General features: G+C 35.8%; 27 protein-coding genes and 1 pseudogene. 3 read left to right on the forward strand and 25 right to left on the reverse strand.

The genetic code is table 11. The features are described 5' to 3' along the window. Positions 1-7 precede the first annotated feature (7 nt). On the forward strand, positions 8-904 hold the full coding sequence (locus CS937_RS03695; protein WP_099157120.1) for a ClpXP adapter SpxH family protein: 897 nt from the start codon (positions 8-10) through the stop codon (positions 902-904). 1117 nt (positions 905-2021) lie between these two features. On the opposite strand, the gene CS937_RS03705 is transcribed toward CS937_RS03695, so the two are convergent. The 11 genes from CS937_RS03705 to nikB all read right to left on the reverse strand — a co-directional run bounded on the left by CS937_RS03705 (position 2022) and on the right by nikB (position 11846). After that, complete coding sequence (locus tag CS937_RS03705; RefSeq protein ID WP_099157122.1) at positions 2022-2483, reverse strand: hypothetical protein; 462 nt, start codon at positions 2481-2483, stop codon at positions 2022-2024. A gap of 55 nt (positions 2484-2538) precedes the next feature. Further along, positions 2539-3087 carry a GNAT family N-acetyltransferase gene (locus CS937_RS03710; protein ID WP_099157123.1) on the reverse strand — a complete coding sequence of 183 codons (549 nt, stop codon included), beginning with the start codon at positions 3085-3087 and terminating at the stop codon, positions 2539-2541. An 80-nt stretch (positions 3088-3167) separates the two neighbouring features. Then, the gene (locus CS937_RS03715; protein ID WP_099157124.1) at positions 3168-3491 is read right to left on the reverse strand and encodes a YciI family protein; all 324 of its coding nucleotides are present in this window, start codon (positions 3489-3491) and stop codon (positions 3168-3170) included. Positions 3492-3799: 308 nt separating this feature from the next. Continuing rightward, a complete protein-coding gene (locus tag CS937_RS03720) occupies positions 3800-4327 on the reverse strand; it encodes a chromate transporter (RefSeq protein ID WP_099157125.1) in 528 nt (175 codons plus the stop codon). A gap of 2 nt (positions 4328-4329) precedes the next feature. Continuing rightward, the gene (locus tag CS937_RS03725) at positions 4330-4911 is read right to left on the reverse strand and encodes a chromate transporter (RefSeq protein ID WP_099157126.1); all 582 of its coding nucleotides are present in this window, start codon (positions 4909-4911) and stop codon (positions 4330-4332) included. A gap of 34 nt (positions 4912-4945) precedes the next feature. Beyond that, positions 4946-6559, reverse strand: coding sequence for a gamma-glutamyltransferase (gene ggt, locus CS937_RS03730; RefSeq protein ID WP_176555737.1), 1614 nt, complete (start codon positions 6557-6559; stop codon positions 4946-4948). Between the two features lie 57 nt (positions 6560-6616). After that, positions 6617-7588, reverse strand: a complete 972-nt coding sequence (locus CS937_RS03735; protein ID WP_099157127.1) for an ABC transporter ATP-binding protein — start codon at positions 7586-7588, stop codon at positions 6617-6619. Further along, complete coding sequence (locus CS937_RS03740) at positions 7563-8411, reverse strand: ABC transporter ATP-binding protein (protein ID WP_099157128.1); 849 nt, start codon at positions 8409-8411, stop codon at positions 7563-7565. Before CS937_RS03740 ends, CS937_RS03735 begins: the two co-directional genes overlap by 26 nt. 8 nt (positions 8412-8419) lie before the next feature. After that, the gene (locus CS937_RS03745) at positions 8420-9967 is read right to left on the reverse strand and encodes a glutathione ABC transporter substrate-binding protein (protein ID WP_099157129.1); all 1548 of its coding nucleotides are present in this window, start codon (positions 9965-9967) and stop codon (positions 8420-8422) included. A gap of 18 nt (positions 9968-9985) precedes the next feature. Continuing rightward, a complete protein-coding gene (locus CS937_RS03750; RefSeq protein WP_099157130.1) occupies positions 9986-10882 on the reverse strand; it encodes an ABC transporter permease in 897 nt (298 codons plus the stop codon). Between the two features lie 22 nt (positions 10883-10904). Beyond that, complete coding sequence (gene nikB, locus CS937_RS03755; RefSeq protein ID WP_099157131.1) at positions 10905-11846, reverse strand: nickel ABC transporter permease; 942 nt, start codon at positions 11844-11846, stop codon at positions 10905-10907. Positions 11847-12102: 256 nt separating this feature from the next. Here nikB and CS937_RS03760 point away from each other — a divergent pair, with 256 nt between their 5' ends. Further along, complete coding sequence (locus tag CS937_RS03760) at positions 12103-12552, forward strand: Lrp/AsnC family transcriptional regulator (RefSeq protein WP_099157132.1); 450 nt, start codon at positions 12103-12105, stop codon at positions 12550-12552. A 417-nt stretch (positions 12553-12969) separates the two neighbouring features. Here CS937_RS03760 and CS937_RS03765 read toward each other — a convergent pair whose 3' ends face one another. The 14 genes and pseudogenes from CS937_RS03765 to CS937_RS03825 all read right to left on the reverse strand — a co-directional run bounded on the left by CS937_RS03765 (position 12970) and on the right by CS937_RS03825 (position 26397). After that, a complete protein-coding gene (locus CS937_RS03765) occupies positions 12970-13149 on the reverse strand; it encodes a PspC domain-containing protein (RefSeq protein ID WP_425445447.1) in 180 nt (59 codons plus the stop codon). A 53-nt stretch (positions 13150-13202) separates the two neighbouring features. After that, the gene (locus CS937_RS03770) at positions 13203-13670 is read right to left on the reverse strand and encodes a hypothetical protein (protein WP_099157133.1); all 468 of its coding nucleotides are present in this window, start codon (positions 13668-13670) and stop codon (positions 13203-13205) included. A 73-nt stretch (positions 13671-13743) separates the two neighbouring features. Further along, the gene (locus CS937_RS19785) at positions 13744-13875 is read right to left on the reverse strand and encodes a hypothetical protein (protein ID WP_281251871.1); all 132 of its coding nucleotides are present in this window, start codon (positions 13873-13875) and stop codon (positions 13744-13746) included. Between the two features lie 195 nt (positions 13876-14070). Further along, a complete protein-coding gene (locus CS937_RS03775) occupies positions 14071-14364 on the reverse strand; it encodes an RNA polymerase alpha subunit C-terminal domain-containing protein (RefSeq protein WP_099157134.1) in 294 nt (97 codons plus the stop codon). Positions 14365-14578: 214 nt separating this feature from the next. Next, complete coding sequence (locus CS937_RS03780; protein WP_099157135.1) at positions 14579-16042, reverse strand: Msr family ABC-F type ribosomal protection protein; 1464 nt, start codon at positions 16040-16042, stop codon at positions 14579-14581. A gap of 458 nt (positions 16043-16500) precedes the next feature. Continuing rightward, positions 16501-17046: pseudogene (locus tag CS937_RS03785) on the reverse strand (DUF6688 domain-containing protein); the annotation flags it as partial. A 378-nt stretch (positions 17047-17424) separates the two neighbouring features. Next, positions 17425-19236: an oligoendopeptidase F gene (pepF, locus tag CS937_RS03790; RefSeq protein ID WP_099157136.1), complete on the reverse strand. Its 1812-nt coding sequence runs from the start codon at positions 19234-19236 to the stop codon at positions 17425-17427. Positions 19237-19338: 102 nt separating this feature from the next. After that, positions 19339-20529, reverse strand: coding sequence for a competence protein CoiA (locus CS937_RS03795; RefSeq protein ID WP_176555738.1), 1191 nt, complete (start codon positions 20527-20529; stop codon positions 19339-19341). A gap of 151 nt (positions 20530-20680) precedes the next feature. Beyond that, positions 20681-21379: an adaptor protein MecA gene (gene mecA, locus CS937_RS03800; protein ID WP_099157138.1), complete on the reverse strand. Its 699-nt coding sequence runs from the start codon at positions 21377-21379 to the stop codon at positions 20681-20683. Between the two features lie 297 nt (positions 21380-21676). Beyond that, the gene (gene spxA / locus CS937_RS03805) at positions 21677-22072 is read right to left on the reverse strand and encodes a transcriptional regulator SpxA (RefSeq protein WP_099157139.1); all 396 of its coding nucleotides are present in this window, start codon (positions 22070-22072) and stop codon (positions 21677-21679) included. 285 nt (positions 22073-22357) lie between these two features. Continuing rightward, on the reverse strand, positions 22358-22951 hold the full coding sequence (locus tag CS937_RS03810) for a GNAT family N-acetyltransferase (protein ID WP_099157140.1): 594 nt from the start codon (positions 22949-22951) through the stop codon (positions 22358-22360). Positions 22952-23195: 244 nt separating this feature from the next. Then, positions 23196-24413 carry a putative glycoside hydrolase gene (locus tag CS937_RS03815; RefSeq protein WP_099157141.1) on the reverse strand — a complete coding sequence of 406 codons (1218 nt, stop codon included), beginning with the start codon at positions 24411-24413 and terminating at the stop codon, positions 23196-23198. Between the two features lie 186 nt (positions 24414-24599). Beyond that, the gene (locus CS937_RS03820) at positions 24600-25787 is read right to left on the reverse strand and encodes a PcsB-like coiled-coil domain-containing protein (RefSeq protein ID WP_099157142.1); all 1188 of its coding nucleotides are present in this window, start codon (positions 25785-25787) and stop codon (positions 24600-24602) included. 235 nt (positions 25788-26022) lie between these two features. After that, positions 26023-26397, reverse strand: coding sequence for a carboxymuconolactone decarboxylase family protein (locus CS937_RS03825; RefSeq protein WP_425445448.1), 375 nt, complete (start codon positions 26395-26397; stop codon positions 26023-26025). Positions 26398-26586: 189 nt separating this feature from the next. Here CS937_RS03825 and CS937_RS03830 point away from each other — a divergent pair, with 189 nt between their 5' ends. Then, positions 26587-26871, forward strand: a complete 285-nt coding sequence (locus CS937_RS03830; RefSeq protein ID WP_099157144.1) for a transposase — start codon at positions 26587-26589, stop codon at positions 26869-26871.

Genomic DNA, 26871 nt, shown 5'->3' on the forward strand with positions numbered 1-26871 from the left:
ATTCGATGTGAGTTGGAATCAAACTGAGTTAGCAAGCTCACACAAATCAAACACATCGGCGGAATATAGCTTTTATGATTATGTGCAAAAACCGATTGAGATTTACGTTTTCATTGACCCACTTTGTCCCGAATGCTGGTCATTAGAACCATATTTACGAAAGCTTTCGATAGAGTACGGAAACTATTTTACGATTAGACCGATAATCAGTGGTCATTTAAATACATTAAATAAAGATAAATTTGATAAACCGAAAAAGCTAAAAGATATTTGGGAAAAAACTGCTAGCCGAACTGGTATGAGTTGTGATGGAGATCTATGGATTGAAAACCCGATCTCCCACCCATGGATTGCATCACTCGCGATAAAGGCTGCAGAACTTCAAGGTAAAAAAGCCGGCAGAGTCTTTTTACGCAAGCTACAAGAAAACCTCTTCCTAATGAAGAAAAATATTACAGATGAAGATGTCCTAATTCAATGTGCCAAGGAAGCAAACCTGGATATACGTGAATTCAAAGATGATTTATATTCACCATCCGCCAAGAAAGCATTTCAATGTGATGTGAAACTTACGCATGAAATGGAAGTTGATTATATTCCAACGATTGTATTCTTTAATCAAGAAATTGAGCAGCATGGCATAAAAATTTCAGGACTGTACCCATACGATATCTATGTACGCGTATTACAGCAAATGCTTCAAAAGGATCCCACACCTGCAGAAAAACCTCCAATTGAAGAGTTTATCGCATTATATGGAGTCGTCGGAAATAAAGAAATTGCAGTTGTTTATGACTGGACCACTGCTAAAGCAGAAAAGGAAATGAAAAAATTACAATTAAAACAAACCGTTGAAAAGATTCCTGTTAAGTATGGCGTGTTTTGGAAATATATAGGAAAGTGAAACCCTCTGGATTGGAGGGTTTTTTGTTAGGATTGGTTGGGGGTTGTGCATTCGTACAGGGTTGCGCGATCGTTCGGGGGATTGCGCGGTTATTCGAGGTTATTGCACGGTCATTCAAGGGTATTGCGCGCTTGCACGGGATTATTGCACGGTCATTTGGGGTTATTGCACGATTGTTCAAGGTTATCGCGCGGTTACTCGAGGGTATTGCACGATTATTCAAGGGATTGCACGGTTATTCAAGGTTATCGCGCGTTTGCACGGGGGATTGCGCGGTCGTTCAGGTTTTTGCACGCTTATTCGAGGTTATCGCGCGGTTACTCGAAGTTATTGCACGATTATCCGGGGGATTGCGCGGTCATTCAAGGGTATTGCACGATTGTTCGAGGTTATCGCGCGGTTACTCGAGGTTATCGCACGATTATCCGGGGATTGTGCGGTCACTCAAGGGTATCGCACGGTCACTCGGGTTTATTGTGCGCTCTCTCAAAATTATTGCACGCTCACCCTAAGCAATAATTTAATTAAGTTTCGGTTACTTTATATTATGGGGTTGGGATCCGGTACAACACAAAGAAGGATATACGGGGCAGCGTATATCCTTCACTATAATATGTCCTTGCTCTAAACAAAGGGGATGGGAGAAAGTTTCATGGTCAAACAAAGGGGTTTTTGTTTGGTAACTCATCCACATCCTTACTATATCAAGCCTATATTAATTATTCAATAAGTATGCTCATAGTTTCACAAAAATGTCACACTTCATAACACAACGCTTCTAATTTGTCATCTGCTCTCATATAATTTAATGATCTTTATGTTAATTCTATTTTGTGATTGGAGTGGTTTTATGCAAGATCTATTACCATTTTTGTTTCTACTTATGACAGTTGTTGCTTTTTTTCTTAATATACTAGGGCTAATGCAATTAATACCGCTATTTATCAGTTTACCGTTACTGTTCCTTTCAATCTACTTAACCATATACACATTCACACATAAACGCGTTTTTCGGGGGATGAGGCAATAGCTAATGAGACCGCATATGAAATGCACCTTCAAATTTTAGACACTATCTAAAATTTGAAGGTGCTTTTTTGATTGATAGGATCGCAACTTATATACTGCTTTTGACTTTATTATTTCCAACAATGCCCATTAACACTAACATCAACATATAAAATAATGATGTGAACACTGCAAATGTAGCATAATTAACGTTGAATAGCATATTAGCGCCAAAGAAAGGTGTTGTAAAAAATACATATAATGGATATTGAATGGAAGCTATAATATCCAAAATTGCGTATTTAAGTGTGTAATCCTCCAACATTTTTAATACTAAAACCAGTACACCTGCTATAATGCCAAATATGTAAAATATCCTCAATAATTTAGGACTTCTTTTAGTACCCCTCATTTTGTTCGTAAAAATTATTAATACTCCCAACAATAGAATAGTAGCAAGCAAGTTTACTAGGTTTATATTTGCATCAGGATACTTCATTGATGGTAAAAAATTAATTACAAAAGCGATTAAGTAGGAAATAATTAATAATATTCCGATTTTAATCTTCATTCGTCTCCCCTCCTTTGATTTACTTAAATCATTTCCGCATAAAATTGTATGTTTACTAATCTCCATTATACCTTCCCATCAATATGGTATTATAATAATTTCCATCAGATAAAATTTTATCTTTTTTTAAAATACCTTCCACTTCAAAGCCATATTTCTTATAAAGCTCAATAGCCCTATCATTAATTTCAAGAACATTCAACGTTATTTTCTTAATTTCATTTACAGTCGCCCAATTAATAGATTCTAGTAAAAGATATTTTCCTATACCGTATCCCCAGTACTCATTTAACACACCGACTCCAAATTCCACCTTATGTGAACTTCTTTTTAACTTGCTCCCTTCACACCTTGAAAAACCTACAATTCTCCCATTAACCTCGGCAATTAAAAATAGGTTACGTTCATTTTCTGTATCGTCCTTTATCATCTTTTTAAAACCCACTTCGTCTATGTACGCTTCGCCTTTCTCTCTATCCATACATTCCGTTTCGCCATCAATCTGTACTCTTACGTCAGACAAGTTCTTCGCATCTTTCTCTTCTGCAGACCTTATAATATAGCGTAAATTACGACTACAAATTTCCTTTTGACTAATCCTCATTACACATTCCGCCAATCTTATCTTTATATTTCAATCCTGATTCAAACGAATAAAGACGGATATAGTATTGAATAAATACATCAATGTTTTGTTAAATTATGTTTAGTTTGTGGTATTTCCATTAGCCAATTATTTTCCTCTTTCGCTTCAATTAGCTCATTTACTTCGTAAGTAGCATAGTACCCTTCTTTAATAAACGGATCACTTTCTACTAGCTTTATAGCTTCTTCAATGGTTTCACATAATAGGATTTGCATAGCTTTATCGTTGTCCTTAAATGGTCCACAAATGAAAAGGTTTCCTTCTTCATTCAGTTTTTTTAGATGCTCTATGTGCCTAATTAATAAAATCTTATTAAGTTCACCCCTTTTTTTACCCTTTAAAATAGCTACAAATTTTTGCATACATATCCTCCATTCCAGAAAGAATAACGTAAACATACGTTCTTACTTAATAATATTTTAGCATTAATCCAATCTTTTTTCAGCTTCCTGCTCCGATCTGTTGACTTGATTTTCAAGAATAGGATTTTCCCTAAGGAGAGTTATTGCCTATTGATATAGAGTATATTATCGTTAATAGTTCCACTTGGGGATGTTAATTACTTTTATTAAGTCAAAAAAAAATAACCCCTCCTATGCTTGTCCACTTCCAAGGGGTTATTTTCCAATTGCGCCATAAAGTTAGTTTATTCCATGAAATATAATCAGATTTACAATAAAAATCCACCATACAGAAGAGCTACACCAATCACAAATGCTGGATGAACCTTTATTCGCTCAATTAATAAATAACTACTAATTATAATTAAAGCTGTTTGCCAAAAACCAATACCTACATACGACTCATGGAAAAAACGCCATGCCATAATACCAAGTAATATAGCAATAACCGGGCGTACGTACAAAGTTAATCTTTTTACCTTACTGGAATCTTTGTATTTATAAAGTACACCTAATAACATAATCAGAATTATAAGTGAAGGTGCAACAGCAGCAAAAACACCAATCAAGGAACCTAAAATACCTCCCTCATCAAAACCGATATAGCCTGCCATTTTCGTTGCGATCGGCCCAGGTAATGAATTAGCCAGTGCTAGCATTTCACTGAAATCTTGGACACTCATCCATTCATATCGCTTTACAACTTCATTTTCTACAAGTGGAATGGAAGCCGGTCCACCACCATAGCCAAGGATTCCTGGGATAAAAAAGGCTAAAAATATATGCCAATATTTCATTGTTAACTCCCTTCCTTAGCCCTGACATCTTGTTTCGTTTTTTGCTCCAATTTATCTTTTTTAACTAAAGCAGCAATGAGTAGAAACCCAATTAGAATCCCAGGATGTACACCTGCAAAATATAGCAACACAAAAATCACAACTGACATAGAAATCGTCTGCATCCAGCCCATGCCCTGTACAGCCTTATGGAAAAACTGCCACGTTAACACTGCCAGCATTACACCAACTACTGGTATTACAGCTGCAGTCATTCCAGAAACCCAATGTAAATCCTCGATTGATGATAATGAAGTAAGCAGGACTATCATTAAAACAATCGTTGGTAGAATGGTAACCATAACAGCGTTTAACATTCCCCAAATTCCACAAACACGATACCCGACATAACCAGCTAATTTAGTTGCAATCGGACCAGGCAATGTATTAGCCAAAGCTAAAATATCCCCAAAGTCTTCGTCACTCATCCATTTATATTTATCTACCACTTCTTTATGAATTAGAGGAATCGATCCTGGTCCACCGCCGTAACCAAGCATGGCTATCCTAAAAAATGCTAGAAAAATATCCCTATGTTTCCTCATAAATAACATTCCTTAAGATCATTCTGCATATCTGTTACCATGCAGCAACAGTTCCATCAGTTCTTGATTCCGTACCGCCAATTAACACACCTGAATCAGGATCCCGCCATATAATTTGCCCACGCCCAAAACTGTTTGGTTCAAGAGCAATTCGAATATCATGACCTTTTTCTGCTAAAGCAGTAGCTAGATGATGCGGAAATCTGTGTTCAACTTCGACTGTCTTTTCTTTATGCCACTGCCAGCGTGGAGCATCTAATGCTGCCTGTGGGTTTAGTTCAAAATCAATTGTATTCATAACTACCTGAACATGTCCCTGAGGTTGCATAAACCCTCCCATTACACCAAATGGACCAATGGGCTGATCTCCCTTAGTTAAAAATCCTGGAATAATGGTATGGTATGTTTTCTTACCGCCTTCTAACGCGTTTACATGATTTGGATCCATTGAAAAATTGTGCCCTCTGTTTTGTAGGGCAATCCCTGTACCTGGTACAACTAAGCCCGAACCAAACCCCATGTAATTACTTTGTATAAACGAAACCATATTACCTTCATTATCGGCTGTAGCCAAATAAACAGTCCCACTTAAAGAGGGTTCGCCTGCTTTAGGAAGTATTGCCTCCTCACCAATAAGCTTTCTACGTAATTCCCCGTAGTCTTCAGATAATAAATCGCTCGTTGTACACGTCATACAATTTTCTTCCGTTATGTGTTTATGCCCATCCGCAAAAGCTAGTTTCATAGCTTCAATTTGCTTATGATAGGTGTCTGCGGATTCTTTTTCTGTAAAATTAAATCCTTTTAATATGTTTAATGCTTGAAGTGCAATAATTCCTTGCCCATTTGGCGGGATTTCCCAGACATCATAGCCTCGATAATTAACATGGATTGGTTTTACCCATTCTGCTTTAAATTCTGCAAGGTCCTCAGCGGTTAGATAGCCACCATTTTCTTTTGAAAAACTGGCAATTTTATCAGCTAACTTCCCCTTATAAAACGACTCTGCATTTGATTCAGCTATTGACTGTAACGTCTCCGCATGATCAAGTGATGACCATATTTCACCTGTTTGTGGTGCCCTTCCCCTTGGTGAAAAAGTATCAAACCAGTTGGTAAAAACGTCATCTTTTAGTTCCTTTTTAAAAACGTTGTATGCTCGTCTCCAATACTTGCTTAATGTCGGGGAAACAGGAAAACCTTCAGATGCATACGTAATGGCTGGCTTTAACACCTCTGTTAATGGAAGTTTTCCAAACTTATTGGAAAGCTCTGCCCATGAACCAGGTGCACCTGGTACTGTAACTGGTATCCATCCATACTTTGGAATTTCTTCGTGCCCTTTCGCTTTAATGGCATCGATTGAAATACTTTTAGGTGATCGACCACTTCCGTTTAGTCCATGTAATTCACCCTTAGTCCAGACTAATGCAAAGGCATCCCCCCCAATTCCATTAGAAGTTGGTTCAACAACCGTAAGACATGCTGCTGTAGCTATTGCAGCATCTATTGCATTACCGCCTTTTTTCAAAATATCTAATCCAGCCTGGGTAGCAAGCGGTTGAGATGTTGCTACCATGCCATTTTTTGCATATGTTGCATTTCGCGTATTCGCATATGGATACGATTGATGGTTAAAATTCAACATGTTAAAACACTCCTCGTATAAACTAATTTCTAGGTATATTATTATAAATAAGCGGCATCAAACTTCATGACATGCAACAAAATGCCCCTCCTCTACTTCGCGCCATTCAGGAACTTTTAGCTTACAATGCTCCTGTGCTAATGGGCATCGGGTATGAAACGGACAGCCCGATGGATAATTGGAAGCACTTGGCAGATCTCCTTCTAACTTTATATGGTTCTTTTTACGACCTGGTACGGGACGAGGAATCGCCGATAACAGTGCTCTTGTATATGGATGTATTGGATTTTTGTATATTTGATCTGATGAACCTAATTCCACCATGGTTCCGAGATACATTACTAGAACCCGATTGCACATGTGCCGAACAACACCTAAATCATGTGAAATAAACATATATGTCAATTTATACTTCTTTTGTAATTCTATTAAGAGCCTAATAATTCGCGCTTGCACCGATACGTCTAGTGCTGATACTGCTTCATCACATATAATTAATGACGGATTAAGAGCAATTGCCCGGGCAATACCAATTCGCTGTCGTTGTCCTCCACTAAATTCATGTGGATATCGATCATAATGCTCTTCTTCTAATCCAACCTCCACTAAAAGTTCACGAACCCGCTTTTCTCGATCTTTTTTTGATAAATCGGTATGAATTATAAATGCCTCTTCCAACGCATTACCAATTCGTTGTCGCGGGTTTAAAGAAGCAAACGGGTCCTGGAATATCATTTGCATATCCTTTTTATATCCTTTTAATTTACGATCTGACAGGCCTTCAATATTCTCACCACGAAATAGAATCGAGCCATTTGTAAGCTTTTCTAACCCCAGGACTGTTCTGCCAAAAGTTGATTTCCCACAGCCAGATTCACCCACAATACCAAGCGTTTCTCCCTCATATACCCTTAAACTAACATTTTCTATTGCTTTTACATTTGCCTTTGTTCGCTGCAATATCCCACTTTTTATAGGAAAATACTTTTTCAAATCCTTCACTTCAAGAAGAGGCTGTTGATTCCCCATGTATATTCACCCCCTGAAGCCAATTTTTACTATCATCATCCACATTTGGCACTGCTGCCAAAAGTCCTTTTGTGTAAGGATCTTTTGGGTTATTAAATATACTATACACATCACCCATTTCGACAACTTCACCCGCATACATTACCATTACTTGATCAGCAATCTCAGCAACAACACCCATGTCATGAGTTACAAATACAACACCCATGCCCATTTGTTCTTTTAAATCATCAATTAAATCTAAAATTTGTGACTGGATAGTTACATCTAATGCTGTAGTTGGTTCATCTGCAATTAACAAAGACGGTTCACATGCCAATGCTATAGCAATCATCACCCTTTGTCTCATTCCACCACTTAGTTCGTGAGGAAATTGCTTTAATTTTTCCTTTGGGTTTGGTATTCCTACCTTTTCAAGCAATTCAATACTAACAAGCGTGGCTTCTTTTTTTGACATTTTTCGATGTATCGTTAACGGCTCTCGAATCTGAAACCCAATAGTGAAAACGGGATTAAGAGCAGTCATTGGCTCTTGAAAGATCATCGATATTTCATTCCCTCTGATCCTTTGCAACTGCTCTTCTGTTTTCCCCACTAATTCATCTTTCTTCAAACGAATTGATCCTTCTGTGATTTTGCCGTTGGCTGGTAATAGACCCATTATGGATAAGGCAGTAGCACTTTTTCCGCTACCAGACTCTCCTACAATACATAATGTTTCTCCCTTTTCTACGGTGAATGAGATACCTTGAACAGCCGAGAACATTCCCTCGGCTGTTTTATATTGCGTAACCAGATTTTCAACTTGCAGTAACCTTTCCATATTTCACCCTACTTTCTGCTAACATTATAAAGTGACCATTTTCCAGTAGGATCAACAACTAAGCCACTAACAGATTTATCATAGGCAGCTGTTACCGTACCATGCTCCATCACTATCCAAGGTGCATCTTTTATTGCCATAATATTCGCTTCATGTAATTTTTCTTTACGAACCTCTTGATCAACAGTTGAACGTGATTCTTGTACTAATTTATCAAATGCTTCATTTTTATACCTGCTGTAATTAGAGGATCCAATATTATCTGAATGCAAATTTGGATATAACAATTCGCTACCATCAGCAGTACTGTTTGACCAGCCTAGGAACGTCATTTCATAATTTCCCTTTCTAGCAGTATCTAGGAAAGTTGCCCATTCCATTGTTTCGATTTCTACAGTAAGTCCAATTTCCGTTAATTGAGACTGAACAATTTCTGCCATTTTCATATAATTGTCGCGATTTGCTGTTAAAAGTGTAATTTTTTCACCACTATATCCATTTTCTTTAATCATTTCCTTTGCCTTTTCTTTATCAAATGGATAGCCCTCATTTTTAGCTTCTTCATTGTAACCAAACACTTTTGGACCAATAATGCTCTCATTGTATGTCCCTAAACCATTTAATTGTGCAACGTATGCCTCTTGATCAACACCATATGCCACTGCTTGTCTAAATTCTAATTCATTAAATGGTGCCTTCTCCATATTAAAACCTAGATAAGATACACGTGTCCCCTCAGACTTTTGTACCTTTACACTTTTAATTGACTCAATTCTCGGAAGCTGATCAGAAGGTAATGCATCGATAAATTGAACTTCTCCCGTTTCAAGCATCGAAATAGCCGTTGAAGTCTCTGGAACTACCTTAAACGTAACCTTTTCTAACTCAGCTGGTTCACGCCAATAGTCTTCATTTCTTTTCAATGTTACATGGTCACCTTCAACCCATTTCTCAAAAACAAAAGGACCTGTACCTACAGGGTTCTTCCCGATATCCCCCTCTTTATCAGCAGCAGGGCTAACAATGGCTGCGTTTGTATGGCTTAAAGCTGCTAACATTGGCCCATAAGGTTCCTTGGTTTTAAGAACAACTGTATATTCATCTTTTACTTCAATTGATTCTATTGGTGCAAGTAATGACGCCCTGGGTGCAGCTCTTTCGGGATCTTTAATTTGTTCAAACGTATATTTTACTGCTTCTGCATTGAATGGAGTACCATCATGAAAAGTAATTCCCTCGCGTAACTTTATCACCCAAGTATTATCATCAGGTGTCTCGTATGATTCTGCTAGTAACGGCTCTGTTTCTAATGTTTTTGGATCTTGTGTAAATAAAGTTTCATAGATTTGCCCCGTAACGTTTGATGAAACTGAATCATTCGTATCAATTGGAGATAACCCAGCAGCATCACTAGTTGATGCATATGTAAGTTCTGAAGGTGCACCACCATTACTTGTCCCACCGCTTTTACTACTGCTCTTATCGCTACATCCAACTACAACAAATACTGTGATTAATAAAAATGTTATAAACTGAAAAAGATTTTTATTCTTCATTATTAAGCCTCCTATTTGTTATAAATCTAACTCCATATTTGGATCTAATGCATCCCTTAATCCGTCACCAACAACATTGAATGCGAAAACAGTGAGCATAATAGCTATCCCTGGAATGATTGACATATGTGGAGCATTCCACATAAAATCTTGACCAGCGGCAATCATTGCACCCCATTCAGGTGTTGGCGGTTGAGCTCCTAGACCCAGGAAACTCAAAGCAGATGTAGATAAAATAGCTGTAGCCATCCTCATTGTTGCAAATACAATAATAGGTGCAGTACAATTAGGCAATATATGTTTAAGCATGATTCTTACATCACTTGCCCCCAAAGATTTCATGGCTAAAATGTATTCTTGCTTTTTAATCGATAAAACACTTCCTCTTACAATTCTTGCACACCCAGGAATAGACCAAATACTTATAGCAATAACAACATTTACTAGACTTGTTCCTAACATTGCAATGATTAACATAGCTAGAAGGATGCCAGGGAAGGCAAACAACAAATCTACAATCCGCATTACAAAACCATCAATTTTTCTATAAAAACCAGCTAGAAGACCTAAAGTAAGACCTCCAATTAGACCCAAGGCTACAGATGACAATCCTACAATAAGAGATATCCTAGCACCATAAACCAGCCGTGACCACATATCTCTTCCATAGTTATCCGTTCCAAGAATATGTCCTTCCTCTCCGATTCCAAGCTCAGTCACTGCCAAATTTTGCTCATATGGACCATAACTCGTTAAAATAGGAGCAAATATAGCTAGGATGATTTGTATGCTAATAATAATAATTCCTATAAATGCTAGTTTATTCTTGAGTACCCGTTTAAGAGTTTGAACAATATACCTTTCTTTTTTCTTAGGTGTTATATTTTTCTCATTAAACGCTACATCAGCAGGCATCAGCTTCACCTCCTTACTATTTTTAGTTGTAAGTTATTCTAGGATCAATAAACGCGTAAATTAAATCTACTATTAAATTAACGAGTACAAATATAGCAGCCACTAATAGTACAGTCCCCTGTACGATTGGAAAATCCCTTGATGCAATTGCATCAATCATCAATCTGCCAATCCCATTAATAGCAAATACTTGCTCTGTAATAATGGTACCGCCCAATAATCCACCAAAATTTATTCCGATAACTGTAACAACGGGGATCATTGCATTCCTCAAAGCATGAATCCAAATCAACGAACGCGGCTTGACACCCTTTGCTTTTGCAGTACGAATATAATCTGACCTAATCACCTCTAACATTGCCGATCTGCTCATTCGGGCGATTAAAGCTGCTGAGGCCGTTCCTAATGTAATAGCTGGTAAAATCAATTCTTTCATACCCTCAATGGTATATATGGGGGCACTTAATCCTCCAACTGGAAGCCATTGTAAATTTACAGCAAATACAAGTATTAACATTGTGCCTAGCCAGAAATTCGGTATTGATACCCCCGCCAATGCGAAGGTCGTACTTGACAGGTCAATCCAAGAATTTTGCTTTATTGCGGAAACTATACCTGTAACTATTCCAATTATTATTGCTACGATCATACTTGCAGTTGCAAGCTTTATCGTATTTGGAAATCGAGTTAAGATGGCATCTGTTACCGGTTGACCTGTTTGGAAGGAATAACCAAAGTCTCCTTGCAAGATTCCACCTAAATAATCTGCATATTGGACAATTACTGGTCTATCTAATCCCAAATCATTCCTAATCGCCTCTAGGTCTGAAGCACTTGCAGTTGGTCCGCCAATTATAGTTGCTGGATCTCCTGGAGCAATATGCATACTCATAAATACTAAGAATGAAATACCTAGTAGTAGTAAAACTAGTTGAAGAAATCTCCTAACTATTAACCCAATCACCCTATCCCTCCTTTTATTATGACTTTTATTATTTTTCACACTATTTATTAAATTATTAACATGATACAAAAGGAAGAATTAAATGTCAATATAATTATGAACAAAAGTAAACTATAATTCAAAAATAACTTTCATATATGAATATAATTTCACAAAAACGATTTCATTTTGTATAATATATTTATATCTTAGAGAAAATCTTTTGATAGTTTTTTACTTTATGATAAATAAAATAATAGTATTAGGAGAAAAGTCTATGAAATATGATGAAATTGATCACAAACTTTTAGATGAATTAATTAAAGATGGAAGAATATCGTACGTAGAATTAGCGGAAAAAGTAGGATTATCAAGGGTAGCAGTAAAAGATAGAATTCAAAATCTCAAAAATGAGGGGGTAATTGAGAAGTTCACAGTTGTCATAAATTCTGAGAAATTCGGGAAAAAGGTATCAGCATTTTTTGAAGTAGATGTCGAACCGAAACAGCTTCAGGAAGTTGCACAAAATCTTGCAGATAACCCTAACGTTGCTAGTATTTATCAAATGACAGGACCTAGTACCTTACACATGCATGTTCTAGTAGAAGACTTTAAAATGCTAGAGATATTTATTAATAATGAATTATACTCAGTTGAAGGCATAACAAGAGTAGAAAGTTCTGTTCTTTTAAAAAGATTTAAAAGCCGAACTGGTTATAAACTCTGATACATTAGAAGTGGCAATCTCCATAAGGGGAGTGGCACACGTTTTACCTGTCTGGTTTTTCCCCCAATTGAGGAATTGCTATGGATATAATGTATAACCCTACTTCAATCAGCTTGTTAACTGCTTAACATGTCCGATAAACATGGCAAAAAATAATTCCTCATGAGCTCTAAACATGGCCATTTGAGGAATTATAATTTGTACTGAGAAGGGTGGGTTATAATATGGCAAGTACAATTGCCATAATAATTTTAGTTAAGTATTGGCAATAGCTTATCAACTGAGTAAAGGTATATCGAAAAAGAAAATATGTCATCTGAGAAATACTACAATATTAGCAATTACACCATTATTATCTTGGTTACTCAGTATTACGCAACTATTGAAGACAGTGGATGGGTAGCAGTTGTATTCACACTAATAGAGTGATGGATTCTTCGGCAATAACGCAGCAAGTATCAAATAAGCAAATATAGAAACTGGGAGAAAGATAAATATTAATCTTACAATTATCGGTTCAATTCTAAAAAACTCAGCAAACCCAGCACAAACTCCAAATAAAGCCTTATCCGTCGATGATTTCATTAATCTACTCAATTCCAACACCACCTATTCTGTTTAGTTAACATAGGTTAATGAATTACAAATACTCACTGCACTTCCGCCACAAAAGTATAGGAAGCATCACCATTTGGCCAATTTGCAAAAATTTCTATGACATGTTTTCCACTTTGAGACGGCAATGTTAATTTTGACTCATTTAATGATAAACGTTTTCCTCGGACCTCTTCTTCCCATATATATGCCTCCAATTGTGGTTTGGAACCATCAGTAAATTTGACATTAGCTATTGAACCTTTTTCCACCAGTTTCGCTGCCATATCTTCGGCTAATTGATACGGTGCGGCTGCATCAGCTATAACACTACTGTTAGATAATAGTCCTTTTGTTTCCCAACTATAGGAACCTTTCGTTGTTTGGATATTTTTATCATTTATCTGTACTTTCGCTTCAGGTGGTTCCTCTTTGGTTGGCACTTCTTTGGTTACATTTGAACAACCTGCTGTTATACAGAATAATAACATGAAAAAAAACATTATACACTGATTTATTTTCACGACTAACATCCCCTTTTTCCCCGTTAGACGTTTATTTGTCAGTAATGTTACATGGTTACAAGCCATTTTCTATTTATTTCCTTATTTCTTCTAATAAAGAAATAACCTTCTCATTTTGTTCAATCATTATATCGTTTTGCTTTCGAATTCTTGCAAAATCAAACAGAAAGATGATTAAGATTACTGCAATAAAATAAATAAACATTCTATAAACCTCCTTATTTCTTCCCTGCTAGGTATTGGCCAATTTCTTTTATTTCATAAAATAACTCGTTAACAAGGAACCAATCATTGCTATAAGTGAACGATCGCAAAAAATGTACTCCTAGATAACCACAGCATTCACACTAATACACAATGAACCATCTTCTGTCAAAATCACCCCGAGTCAGCTAAACGGCTAATTTCTAAACGATAACCCAGTTTCCTTTAATGCTGACTTAAGCTTAGGTAAAGAAGCTGGCCCCATACCGTGTAATTGTAAAATCTCTTTCTCACTATATTTTGATAGTTCTTCCAATGAGGTTATCCCGTTGTTTTCCAGCGCTCGTCTTGCTGGTGCTGAGAGCAATGAAAGAAATCCATTTCCAGGTTTACGTTCTTGCTCACAGGTCGGACAGGTTGGGCAATCACTACTTTTATAATACTTGTGTCCTTTATCGCAGATCCTTAATGTTTTCTCTGAATCTGGCATTTAAATCCTCCTTTATTATGCATGTTCATAACGATCAATTTCGCTTCCTCACTCTAGATCAATAGTAACATAATATTTCTACTTCCAGTCATGAAGGATAGTAATTGTCTGAATAATTAGCGAAAAGGTCAACATAAAGAATGTACTTTTCTATTATTTCACCGTTAGAAAGAGTTATTTCGAAAAAAAGAAGCAGAGATACCTGCTTCTAACATTAGATCCTTAACTTTAATTTTAATTCTTCCATGACATATACACAATCAGCTACACGATCAATAAAAGTACGATCATGTGATACGAGAAGAACTGTTCCTTCATATGCTTTCAAAAAGCGTTCTAACGCTACAATACAAAATATATCCAAGAAATTCGTCGGCTCATCTAAAATCAACACATTATATCTGCCCAAAAAAAGCTGACACAATACTAAACGAATCGCTTCCCCACCACTTAAATCTTGCACATTCTTTTTTATGTCATTACCTGTAAAGTTCATTGCATGAAGGACTGCACGTATTTTACTTTCATCATAGTTACTTCTCTCCTTCATATATACTAGTACACTTTCACTCTTTTCAAATTGATAACCCTTTTGTTCATATGATCCCATGACAGCCTTTGGGGAAATAATAACTCCCTCTCCATGTTGTAAAATATGTCGGAACAGGGTTGTTTTGCCTGAACCATTATTTCCTGTAATCACAATGGTATTACCTAATGGAAATTGGAAATTTGCTTCTTCAAGAAGTGTTTTGTTTCCTGCCTTTAAAGTCAATCGATCTCCCATAATTGGAAACTTATTGTGTAGCTTTAGTGTGTTTGGCTGATGAAAACGAATTGTTTGATCTTCTTTTGGCGCCTCCACTGCTTCAAGTTGTTCCACCCGTTGCTCCATTGCTTTTGCTGCACGTTGAACTGACTTTTGACTTGTATCTTTTGATTTTGTCATAAACATTTTATTCGCTTTAGCTTTCGTTTCCTTTTTTGATATATGTCTATTTGCCTGCGTAATTTTGTCAGCTTTTTTCATTTTTTCCTCTGCGGCATTTATTAGACGAGATTTTTCTTTTAAATACTTTTCATGCTGATCTAGTTGTTGTTTTCGCTGAAGCTCTTTTTGTGCCTCGTAATCTGAATAGTTTCCTGTGTATTCTGCTACGCTGCCCCCTTCAACTTCCCAAATTTTTGTCACGAGTTTATCTAATAAATACCGATCATGACTGACAAGAACGAGTGCACCATAATAATAAGTCAATTCTTCGATGAAAAATTGTGTACCAGCTACGTCAAGATGAGTAGTTGGCTCATCAATCAATAAACCTTCATGATAGGTTGAGAAGAATTGAGCTAACTTCATCCGTGTTTGTTCACCACCACTTAAATTTTCAATTTCTGTTTGCGGAATGGACAGCTTTCCTACTAATTCATAATCTACTTCTTTTTCAATTGGTGATGTTAGCTGATCGAAATACGCAAAATCAGCAAAGCTTTTTACTTGCCCTGTATCTGGTGTGATTTGACCATTCATTAGTTTTAATAGTGTACTCTTCCCGGCACCATTTTTTCCAACAATACCGATACGATCAAACTGATGCACTGCTAGGCGTGGGATATTTAATATTAATTGATCAAAAAATGAGAGTTCAATATTTTCTAATTCAAGACATACTTTTTCCATTATTTGCTACCTCCTATTCGTTTTTTTACTTGGTCATTTTTTCTCTTCCTTTCGAAACTGAAAAAATCACAGGCAACTGCCTGTGATTCAGAGTAAACGGAAGAAGATCCATCCTTATTAGGTTAAGGGCTGTAAAAAAAACGCCAGCAAAATAAACCTCTTTTGAAAACAAAAGAAGAAAATAGCAAACATAAATAAAGAAAGGCAGAACAATCCGTCTTTCTGGACATTACATATTTTTTATATGAAATGAAGATTATTAAAAAAGGACAGACTAATCCCGTTTACCCTGTATATACAAACAGAGCCTTTGAACGTATTTAATTACTAGTTCAAAGTTGGGAATCGAAGTCTCATAGCATGTGTCATTTTTTAATAATCCTCCTTAACGTTTAAAAGTATGATAATTATTATAGATTCTATTTTAGAAAAAGTCAAAGGGAAAAAAGTTGGTTATTTTACTTCCTCAATTCACTATACTGTATATGAATTCTGTTTTCTGGCTTTTTGTCCACTGTATATAATGTAATAAGAAAGAGCCATTCCAACGGTTTCATTAAGAGATATACGCTATCTGCAGACCATTTTGAATTAATATGTTTACTGATTGGATAGCCATACCTATCGTAAAAGTTCCGGATAACTTTATGGAATGTTGGTAAATATTGTTCAAGTATATTTTCAAAGGCATTGGCAATTAGCAACTGGCGAGTGACCGAAATTCTTCTCCCTCTCCTAATACCTGATCTGACTGGTTTGACTAATTTTTTATGTCCCTTTGCAGAAACTGTACACAAATAATGTCCGTCCCCCTCCACTATATCAGGTTTTGGCGCTGGGATAATCGAATAGTTAAAAGAGCTTGTTTCAAGAAATACACGAATAAAACTATCTGGTCGTTGTCCAAACAGAACTAAAATTAGTTGGATGATGACCAAGATTGGAAACAAACTTATAGCCCACAGTTTTGGCATTTTTTGATAGTTATACGATATTTTAAGTAGCGTGTCTAAATGTGAGATTGCACGTTTTTTCATATTTATTGCGTGCTACTCTCTGGATACTGCGCGCTCTTTCCTCGTTATTGCACGTTTTTTCTCTTTATTGCGCGTTACGTGTTAGTTACTGCACACTTTCTTCTCTTTGTTGCACGCTTCAGGATGCTGCACGCTACTCTCCAATTACCGCGCCTTCCACCTCGTTATTGCACGTTCAACCCAATTACCGCACGCTCCCAAGAATAGTATATATACACGGCCAACCCAGCCCAACAAACTCATTCTACCACAAATTTTCAGAATATAATTTTAAAATCAAAAAATGACTACCAAATCAATGATTTGATAGCCATGTCGTAGTTCATATTCCTTTACAGACTGATCTTACTTTAAAAGCATTTGCTCCATTTCACTCAATTTTTCTTCAAATACATCGAGCGCTGCTAAGATTGGCTGTTTAGATGTCATATCAACACCTGCTTTTTTCAATACTTCAATTGGGTAGTCACTGCTTCCAGCCTTTAAGAAATCGAGATAACGGTCAACTGCACCTTCTTCGCCGGAAAGAATTTTACCAGCTAGTGCTGTTGCGGCTGAATAGCCTGTTGCATATTGATAGACATAATAATTGTAGTAAAAATGTGGAATTCGTGCCCATTCCAATCCAATTTCTTCATCTGACACAACAGCATCCCCAAAATATTTTTTGTTGAGATCGTAATAAATTTCGGTTAGTTTTTCCGCTGTTAATGCTTCACCATTTTGCATGCGAACATGAATGTCGTGCTCGAATTCAGCAAACATCGTTTGACGGAAAACTGTACCACGAAAGCCTTCAAGGAAATGATTTAGTAAATAAAGCTTTTGTTTTTCATCGTCTAAGTGCTTCAGCATGTAATCATTTAATAATGCTTCATTACAAGTTGATGCTACTTCTGCAACGAAAATTGAATAATTCCCATAACGGAAAGGCTGTGATTTTCGTGTATAATAACTGTGTAATGAGTGGCCTAATTCATGTGCCAAGGTGAACAAATCATTTACGTTGTCCTGCCAGTTTAATAAAATGTACGGATTTGTTCCGTATGCGCCAGAAGAATATGCTCCACTGCGTTTACCTTTGTTCTCTTCAACATCGATCCAGCGATTTTCGAATCCTTCTTTTAATACATTTAAATAATCTTCACCAAGCGGAGCTAATCCATCCATGACGTATGCTTTAGCCTTTTCATACGGAATGTCCATGTCAACGTTTTTCACTAATGGTGTATATACATCGTACATGTGTAGTTCATCCACTTCTAACACTTTTTTACGCAATTCCGTGTAGCGGTGAAGGAGTGGCAGCTTTTCATTTACCGCTTCTACCAAGTTATCGTAAACCTGCTCATCAATGTTGTTATTATCAAGTGCTGCCTGTCTCGCCGAATCATAATCACGGACTTTTGCATGAAAGTTATCTGCTTTCACTGTTCCTGTTAATGTGGATGAGAACGTATTTTTAAATTTACCGTACGTATCATACATCGCTTTAAATGCTTCCTCACGTACACGACGATCCTTTGACTCTAAAAATCCAACATAACGTCCATGTGTAAGATCTACTTCTTCTCCCTTTTCGTTTGTAATCGATGGGAAAGTTAAGTCTGCATTGTTCAGCATGCCAAATGTCGTTGATGCATTGGATAGTGGCTCTGACGCTTCAGCTAAAAGTGCTTCTTCACGTTCACTTAAAATGTGGGCGCGCTGACGAGTAATTTCATCTAAAGTCTTGCTATATAATTTTAGTTCTTCTTTTTCTTCAAGGAAACCTTTTAATTTAGCTTCACCAATCTCCAGAATTTCAGGAACAATATAACTCATTGAACTAGAAGCAATTGTCAAAACGTTCTCCGCTTTGGAATTCATTTCTTGATATTTTGAATTTGTGGTATCCTGATCATACCGCATATGTGCATATGTAAACAATTTACCAAGTCGTTCTGAAATATCATCCTGTAATTTAAATAAGTCGTATAGATTATCAGCTGATTCGGCAATCTTTCCTTGATATTCCTCCACTTTTGGAATATCCGCTTTTAAACTCTTAAATTCCTCTTCCCATGCTTCATCCGTTGCGAAAATATCTTCTAATTTCCATGTACGCTCTTCAGGTAATTCACTACGTTTCGGTAATTCTTTTGTTCCTTTAGCCAATTAAACTTCCTCCTTTTTGTCTATACACTATACCTTTCTCCAAAAAAGCTGGGAATTCCTTTAAAAACTTTATTATTTCTAGTATAACGAATATCTTCTTAATCATGCTTGTATTTTGTTTGGAATGTTTGTTAGTAAGGCATTGATTATTTTCTCATCTGCTTCTAACGCTTCCTCAACATTTTTATGAAAAGTAATCTCTTTTAATTTAATAAACTGTTGGGCAGCAAACTGTTTTATCACACACAGCTGTGTTAAAAGCTTTAAATATTCCTGAATTGGATTTGCATTTGATTTTATAAGAGGAAAGTAATTTGGAGAAATTAGTTGATTGCGTAGTATATGTTTACAGGTAGCGATAGAAAATTGTCCTCCGATTGGCAAAGGATTCACTACATCGATTAGAAGACGACTTTGCCAATCCCATGGGGCACTTCGCATTAAATATTGGGAAGATACTGGAAGATGGACAATTGATGGGAGAAACTCCAAGTGGGTTTGTTTGAGATATAACCATTGATGCCAGGCAAGCTCTCGTCCACGGAGATGTTGGCGCTGTTTAAGCCGAAAAAGTCGTTTTTCTATTTTCCATAGGTGGTGAAGTTTATATTGGCCAAGTAAATTATGTTGAAACAAATCGGTAAATGTCAGCTTGTTTAGTGAAACAATATGAAATCTCCCTATTGCTTGATTTAGCCTAGTAAGCTGAATATCCTGAAATACTATGAATTGATTGGTGTTGGGACAAAAGAAATAAAGTGTTTGCGGAAAATTTGGTGAAAACTGATGAATGAAATGGAGGATAAATTGATCAAGTTTTAAATGGTGTTCCTTTAAACGAGTAAATCGATTTGCACCTAGGATCCAGATTGGTGTAATTCCTGCTCGTATATATCCGTCGTTACGACTGTTGATTTGCTCAACTGGTACTCTAGCACATTGAAATTCTAGGGCAATTATTTTTTTACCGATATGAACAAGCAAATCTGGCCGTTGATTAATTTCCGGTAAATAAACTTCTAACGCTACATCAAGCTGCTGCTGTTGAAGCCATTGAAACAAAATATGTTTTCCATTTTCATGATAGTGTCCTTCCCCACTTTCATGTGAAGGGCAATTTCGTTTTGATCGATGGGCAAAGTGTGGTATCATTTTTGCCCCTGCCTTCAAAGTCACTTGTTCCTTGCATGTTGGACAGAAAAATTGTTGATTTTCTTTAGCATACGCTATCTCAGCTTTTGATAACGAAGCAGGCGTTACCAATTTCCCTTCTTTAGTTTTTGCTTGCAGCATATATTCTAAACACCTCCGTATATCTATACAATTCGACAAAGACTGACAAAATCCTGTTTTTTCAGAAAGAATGTTTTTAAAATTATTGTTGCTTAGGAATGAGTCAGAGCTTGTATAAAATCCAAATAAAAAAAGACACCCAATGGATGCCTTATAGTTGTGCCGGGAAAAACGATTTAACTTGTGAAAATGTGTTGTTCTCAAACACCTTTTTCCCATATTCTTCTAGAAAATGAATGGTTATATCTGTATCATTGCCAAACTCTAGAATTTGACTAATTAAGTCTTCCTGGTCATCTTCTTCGAGTATACCTTGTGAAAATTCGATATAGAGATAATAATCATTACTGTAATGGAATAAACTATCCTCTTCAATGCCTGAACTGATCTCCTGAAAATAGTGACTCAATTGAATGACATCTTCAAAGTCGCTAAAGCTTACAATCAAAGATAAATTACCCTCATCATCTGTACTATCTAATTCCGGATAGTCATTATCATCACTTTTTCCATATTTATTATCTAACATGTTTTCAATATTTTCATCTTCAGACAGATCAATCATTTTACCATTCTCAGTTGGGATCTCAATATTCTCACCATTTTTGGATACTTGTGCTTTGGTTACAAGAATTTCTAAACCTTTTTCCAAAGCCTGCACTTGAATCCATAATGGACCTTCGACACTAAAATCCTCTTTATAATTAACTTCTTCCATCATTTGCCAGAATAATTGTTCGCTGCGTTCACGGTTATACCAAATTTCTTCTCTGCCAAAACCGCGATCTTCAATATCGATATAAGAAATATAAAATTTTATTGTGTTTTCGTTAATTCTTTCTATATCCATCCTAATTCTCTCCCTTCTCTATAATAGTTAGGTGGAAGAGACAACTTCACCTTCAATTATGCTGAATACATTGCTAACCATTCATCTTTATCTATATTGTCATTGTATGACAGAAAGTAGCATTTTGAAAATTTAAATGCCTATAATAGTTAATTTTATATTTTAACGTATGTTATTTGTTTTGTCATTACATATTTTGATTTTTTTATAAGATATAATGAAAGCAAAAACGCAGACCTAAACTCAAAGGTTCTGCGTTTTATTGTTGTATCAAAGTTCTACATCGTTATTGAAAAATTAGTTTACCATGCGTTGAGCTTCGCGTAATTGAAACGTACGCACAGTTCTAGGTAGGAAACGACGAATCTCGTCTTCATTATATCCAACCTGTAGACGTTTTTCATCAAGAATAATGGGTCTACGTAATAATCCAGGATTTTGTTGAATTAAATTAAACAAATCCTTTAAAGGCAATTGATCAATATTTACGTCTAATTTTTGAAATACTTTAGAACGGGTTGAGATAATCTCATCAGTTCCATCTTCAGTCATACGCAATATTTCTTTGATCTCATTTAGCGACAACGGCTCTGAGAATATATTTCGTTCAGTGAACGGTATCTCCTGTTCTTCAAGCCATGCTTTTGCCTTTCTGCAAGATGTACAACTTGGTGAGGTATAAAGTGTTACCATGAAACTTCACTCCTCATTTCTATAAGTGTAGGGTCATTTCATAAACTTTGAAAAACTTATCAGATTAAAATAAGTTTAAATAACCTTATATGTATAATTATACTACATTTGTCAAGTAAAAGGTAGAGGGTATCCATGAAAAGTTAGTTGAAATTCAAATGTTCACGAAATGTTAATATTTATGATTAAGATACCCGTTTTATTTTCAATTAAACCCTTTATTTGAAAAAATATTTACTTTTTATTTGTATAGCCCCTTACCCGTGGAGCAAGGGGCTACTTGTATCATGCTTTTTCAGGTTCTCGCAAGCCTTCAAAAATATTATTTGATTCCCGGTCTTCATCATAACTTAAAACCTCTTCAACTGGTTGATATGACTTCCCGTAAATTTCTTCATCTTTATACGTATGAATATCTTCATACATTTTCTTCATCTTCTCATAAATGACATCTTCGGAATCTTCGTTTGGAGACCAAAATAGAATTTCCATTGGAGTTTCTTCATTCGTAGCGAGTGACCGACGATTATAACCGATAGACTGCGCGTGGGTGAATCCTTCTCTTTGATAAAAATGAAGTCTTTTCTCTGTATCAGAGTCCTCATAATCAACAGGCTCCACTTCTAAGATAATTGGCTTGTTTTTTTGTTTTAGCTTCTCAATTAACTTATGTCCAATCCCTTGACCTCTCGATTTTGCCGAAACATATACATAATCTATAAAGATAAATGTGTCAAATTCAGCATACATTAAAACGTGATAAGGACCTTCATCCTTATAATACACGTCTCCTTTTTCCTTTAGAAGCATTTCCATATGTTCTTTAGATTTCATTTCTTCTACAGGAAAATACTTGTTTAACTTTTCATACCAATTCATAGATCTACTCCTTTTTTAGTAGTCCTCCTTATTATAACGAAAGATTCACAATTTGTTAAATCGCTGAGAAAATGGAACTGGACATGTCAACATGCTATAGCCAAATTTATATCTATAGATCACCTTTTAGAAAAAGCTTCATACTTAGTTTAACCTAACAATGTGTTTTAAAACGTTTTTGTTTTTTCTAATACAAACAGAAAATGCCCCAAAAAAGCTGCAAGCCCTTGGGACATTTCTCACATTAATTCATTGGGGTATAATCAACATTCTCCGTATAAATGTTACCAGCATTCCAAATTAAAAATTCGTTTATGCCATTTTCCTGCAAAGCTTTTATTTGTGCTTCCACTTCTTCTTTGCCATATTGTTTCGGTGCTCCATCGTATAGCCATGGTGCTTCAAAATCCTGGATCCACGGTCTTGATGTTGGCCTGTTTTCAAGTTTTCCTAATACGTCATTTTCCACTTTGGCATATTCCGTCACTAATTTATATGGTTCTTTGTCTGGAAATTCAATTCCGAAATAAGTTGTCCAATGACTTGGATAAATCATCGATGAAATAACATCCACATTGCTAGATATTTTTGAGAAGTTTTGCCCAATACCTGGTGCTTCCGGAATTGTTGCTGAATAGCCAAAAATATCAACAGCTACATCAACACCATAATATGCTAACTCCTTTTTTGCATAAGAAACAAAATCGGTTACAGCTTTTACTCGGCGCTGAACATTACTTATATCCTCATTTTTATAGTCTCCTTGGTCGTAATTCAGGTTTTTTTCATACCGTTCGAACCCTTCAGGAAAACGAACATAATCAAACTGAATTTCCTGGAAACCTAGCTCTGCCGCTTGTTTTGCAATGTCCACATTATATTTCCAAACCTCTTTTTGAAAAGGACTTACAAAAGCTTCCCCTTTTCCATTCGTCCATACCTTTCCATTTTCAGTAAATGACAAATCTGGACGTTTTTTTGCTAAAACAGAATCTTTAAAAACGACAATCCGGGCAATTGGATAAATTCCTTTTTTCTCAAGTACCTTAAGCATTTTTCTTGGTTCATTAATATAATTAAGCGCGATATCTTCGTACGGTGACCCTTCTTGAGGTTTTATAGTAAGGTTACCATGGTCCTCTTTTATATCGATTACCATTGCATTTAAATCTGTGTTGTCCACTAATTTGAGAAGTTGATCAAACCTGCTTCCACCAGCTGATGGACCAGTAACATAAATTCCTCTTACCGCATCAGGGTATTCGAAATTCAGGCCTGAATTATATGTAAAGCATTGGAATTTTTTTGAAGTATCTATTTTTTCCAAACTTGTCTCTTTTGTTGTATGTAATTTTACGAAATGTGATTCATCTCCACTACTTTTATGAATAGTAAACGGTATACCGATCCCTAATAGGAGAATTCCAATGAATGTATATATCTTAAGTTGTTTTTTCCCCATATCTATCAATCTCCTATTCTCATTTTAATTCTATTATAAAGGACGAACTAAAATTTTTGAACGGATAATTGAAGATTTATGTCGAAATTTTGTATTTGTTGCTATAAAAAACACTTGCAAAATTCGTTGTGAATTTGCAAGTGTTTTATGCACTTGATAAAACTCATTTGATAATTCGTATGCCCATCATTGAATCGTCACTTCAATAGTACGTACTCCCCATTCCATTGCGGCTTGTTCGGTTGGAACATAAACATCAATTTTGTTACCATTAATTGCACTGCCAATATCGCCTGCAATCGCATAACCATATCCTTCTACATGGACAACTGACCCCAACGGAATAACATTTGGATCGACTGCGATTACTTTCGTGTTCGGATTTTCCCTTAAATCGATTCCAGTGTAAGTCATTCCAGAGCCTCCAGCGCTATCCAGTGTATAGGCTGTTGCAGTAACAGTAAATGTTTTTTTGCCATCGTTGTCTTGTTTTTCCTGTTTAGGTTCTTTTATCTCTGTTATTGCTTCTTTTTCTGATTTTGATTTAGCTTCTGCTTCCGCCTTTGCTTTTGCTTCATTTCTTCTTTCTGCTGCTTGTTCAGCTTGCAATGCTCTTTTTTCTGCTGCTTCAATATTATGTTTTACTTCCATTTCAAGTGAAGCAAGACTTTTATCTTTAGTTTGTAACTTCTCTATTAATGCAATCAACTCTTGCTGTTTCTTTTCTAATGTCGCTCTATGCTGCTCATTTTGCAGCTTTTCTTCTTTAATTTGCGTCAGTGTTTTCTCCTGCTTTTCTTTCATCGCGTTTAATTCATCAAGCTTTTCCAGTGCAAGCTTTTGCTTTTTTGCTACTTTATGTATATCATTTTCGAGATTGTCTATTAAAGACTCATCGGATTCTGTAATTTTCGTGACGATCGAAACACGGCTAATAAAATCACTAAAACTTTGGGCACCAAAAATAACTTCTAAATAACTCATCTTACCACCCGATTTTTGATAAGCAGCAATTCGATTCTTTAAAAGTTCCTGGCGTTTTTCAATATCTGCCTCTAATTCTTTAATTTCATCCTGAAGGACTCTAATATCTTCTATTATAGTTGTAGTATTCTGTTCCGTTTTTTCAATCAGATCTTGCTTTTCATTTAATGATTGATTTACTCGTTCAATTTCTTTATTCAGGTCTTCTATCTCAGCCATAAGGTTAGCAACCTGTCTATCTGCTTCTGATAGATTTTCTTTAACATTCTTGCGTTGTTCCTGAATATTTTCTAAGTCTTGATTTGTGTCTGCATAGCTATAATTGCTAAAAGATAAGCTTCCTAAAACGATTGAAGTTGCTAGGGTAATTACAGTTAATTTTCTCGTCAACTTTTTCCCTCGCTTCCCATTTTTAGTTAGTATTTTTCCTCCAATAGTATATCATCTCAAAATGACACTATTATTATGATGATATTACATTTATATTTCACTAGGTAAATCAATTGGGAAAAATAAGTCTAAATTTTATTATAATCGAAAGCATATAAAAGGAGCTCAACAAGAGCTCCTTTTATATAGATTCGTTGACTTTTTTAAAAATTCATATTACTTAGCCAAACACGGTTTAATGTTTTGTAGAGTCAAGCTCTTCCATTGCCTCCTGAACAAGTGTTACAGACTGACTCATAGATGCTCCACCGCCAAAAGCAGAAGAAACACCGATTGCTTCATAGATTTCATCCTCTGTACATCCCTGATCAAGGCAACCCTTTGTATGATAAATGATACAATACTCATTCTGCTCATTTACACTAATAGCTAAAGCAATAAGCTGTTTATGTTTTTGGGTTAAGCTTCCTTCTTGAAAACAAGCCTGCGTGAAATCATTATACTTTTTTATGATATTAGGCATCTTATCGGTAAAATGTCCAATCCCTTCTTTGTAATGTATTAATGAGCTTTCAATTGAATTAATTGATTGCTGCTCCTGACGCATCATTTTCGCCTCCTCGTTTAAATAACTATATTATTTGGCGAACCTCCCTTTTTATGCTTAGTTTTTCAGTTATATACTATAATTAATTGCATAATACTCACTCGAATACTAAATAATACAAGAAAGGATGTCTCATTTAGCTGCATCCCTTCTTTTTTAATTGTTATACAATTTGTTCATAGAGGTGATAACTTGAAAATAGTATTGATTTTTGGAATCATCCTATTACCTTTAATAATGTTCTTTGCCCAAAAATACTTGATAAAATTTCGACTTATTTTTAATATAGGTGCCTTAATATCCACATTTGTTTTTGGAAATATTACTTCATTATCGATTTACCAAATTATTAAAGATAATACCGTCTTGATGACAAATATTCATGCTGTATTCTTAAACCCGTTTTTCTTAATTACTGGTTCTTATATGGGGGTGTACATCCTTTACCGGTTACTAATCGTGACCGCAAAAGAATAA

Source organism: Virgibacillus ndiopensis (assembly GCF_900187325.1).
GTDB lineage: Bacteria > Bacillota > Bacilli > Bacillales > Amphibacillaceae > Virgibacillus_E > Virgibacillus_E ndiopensis.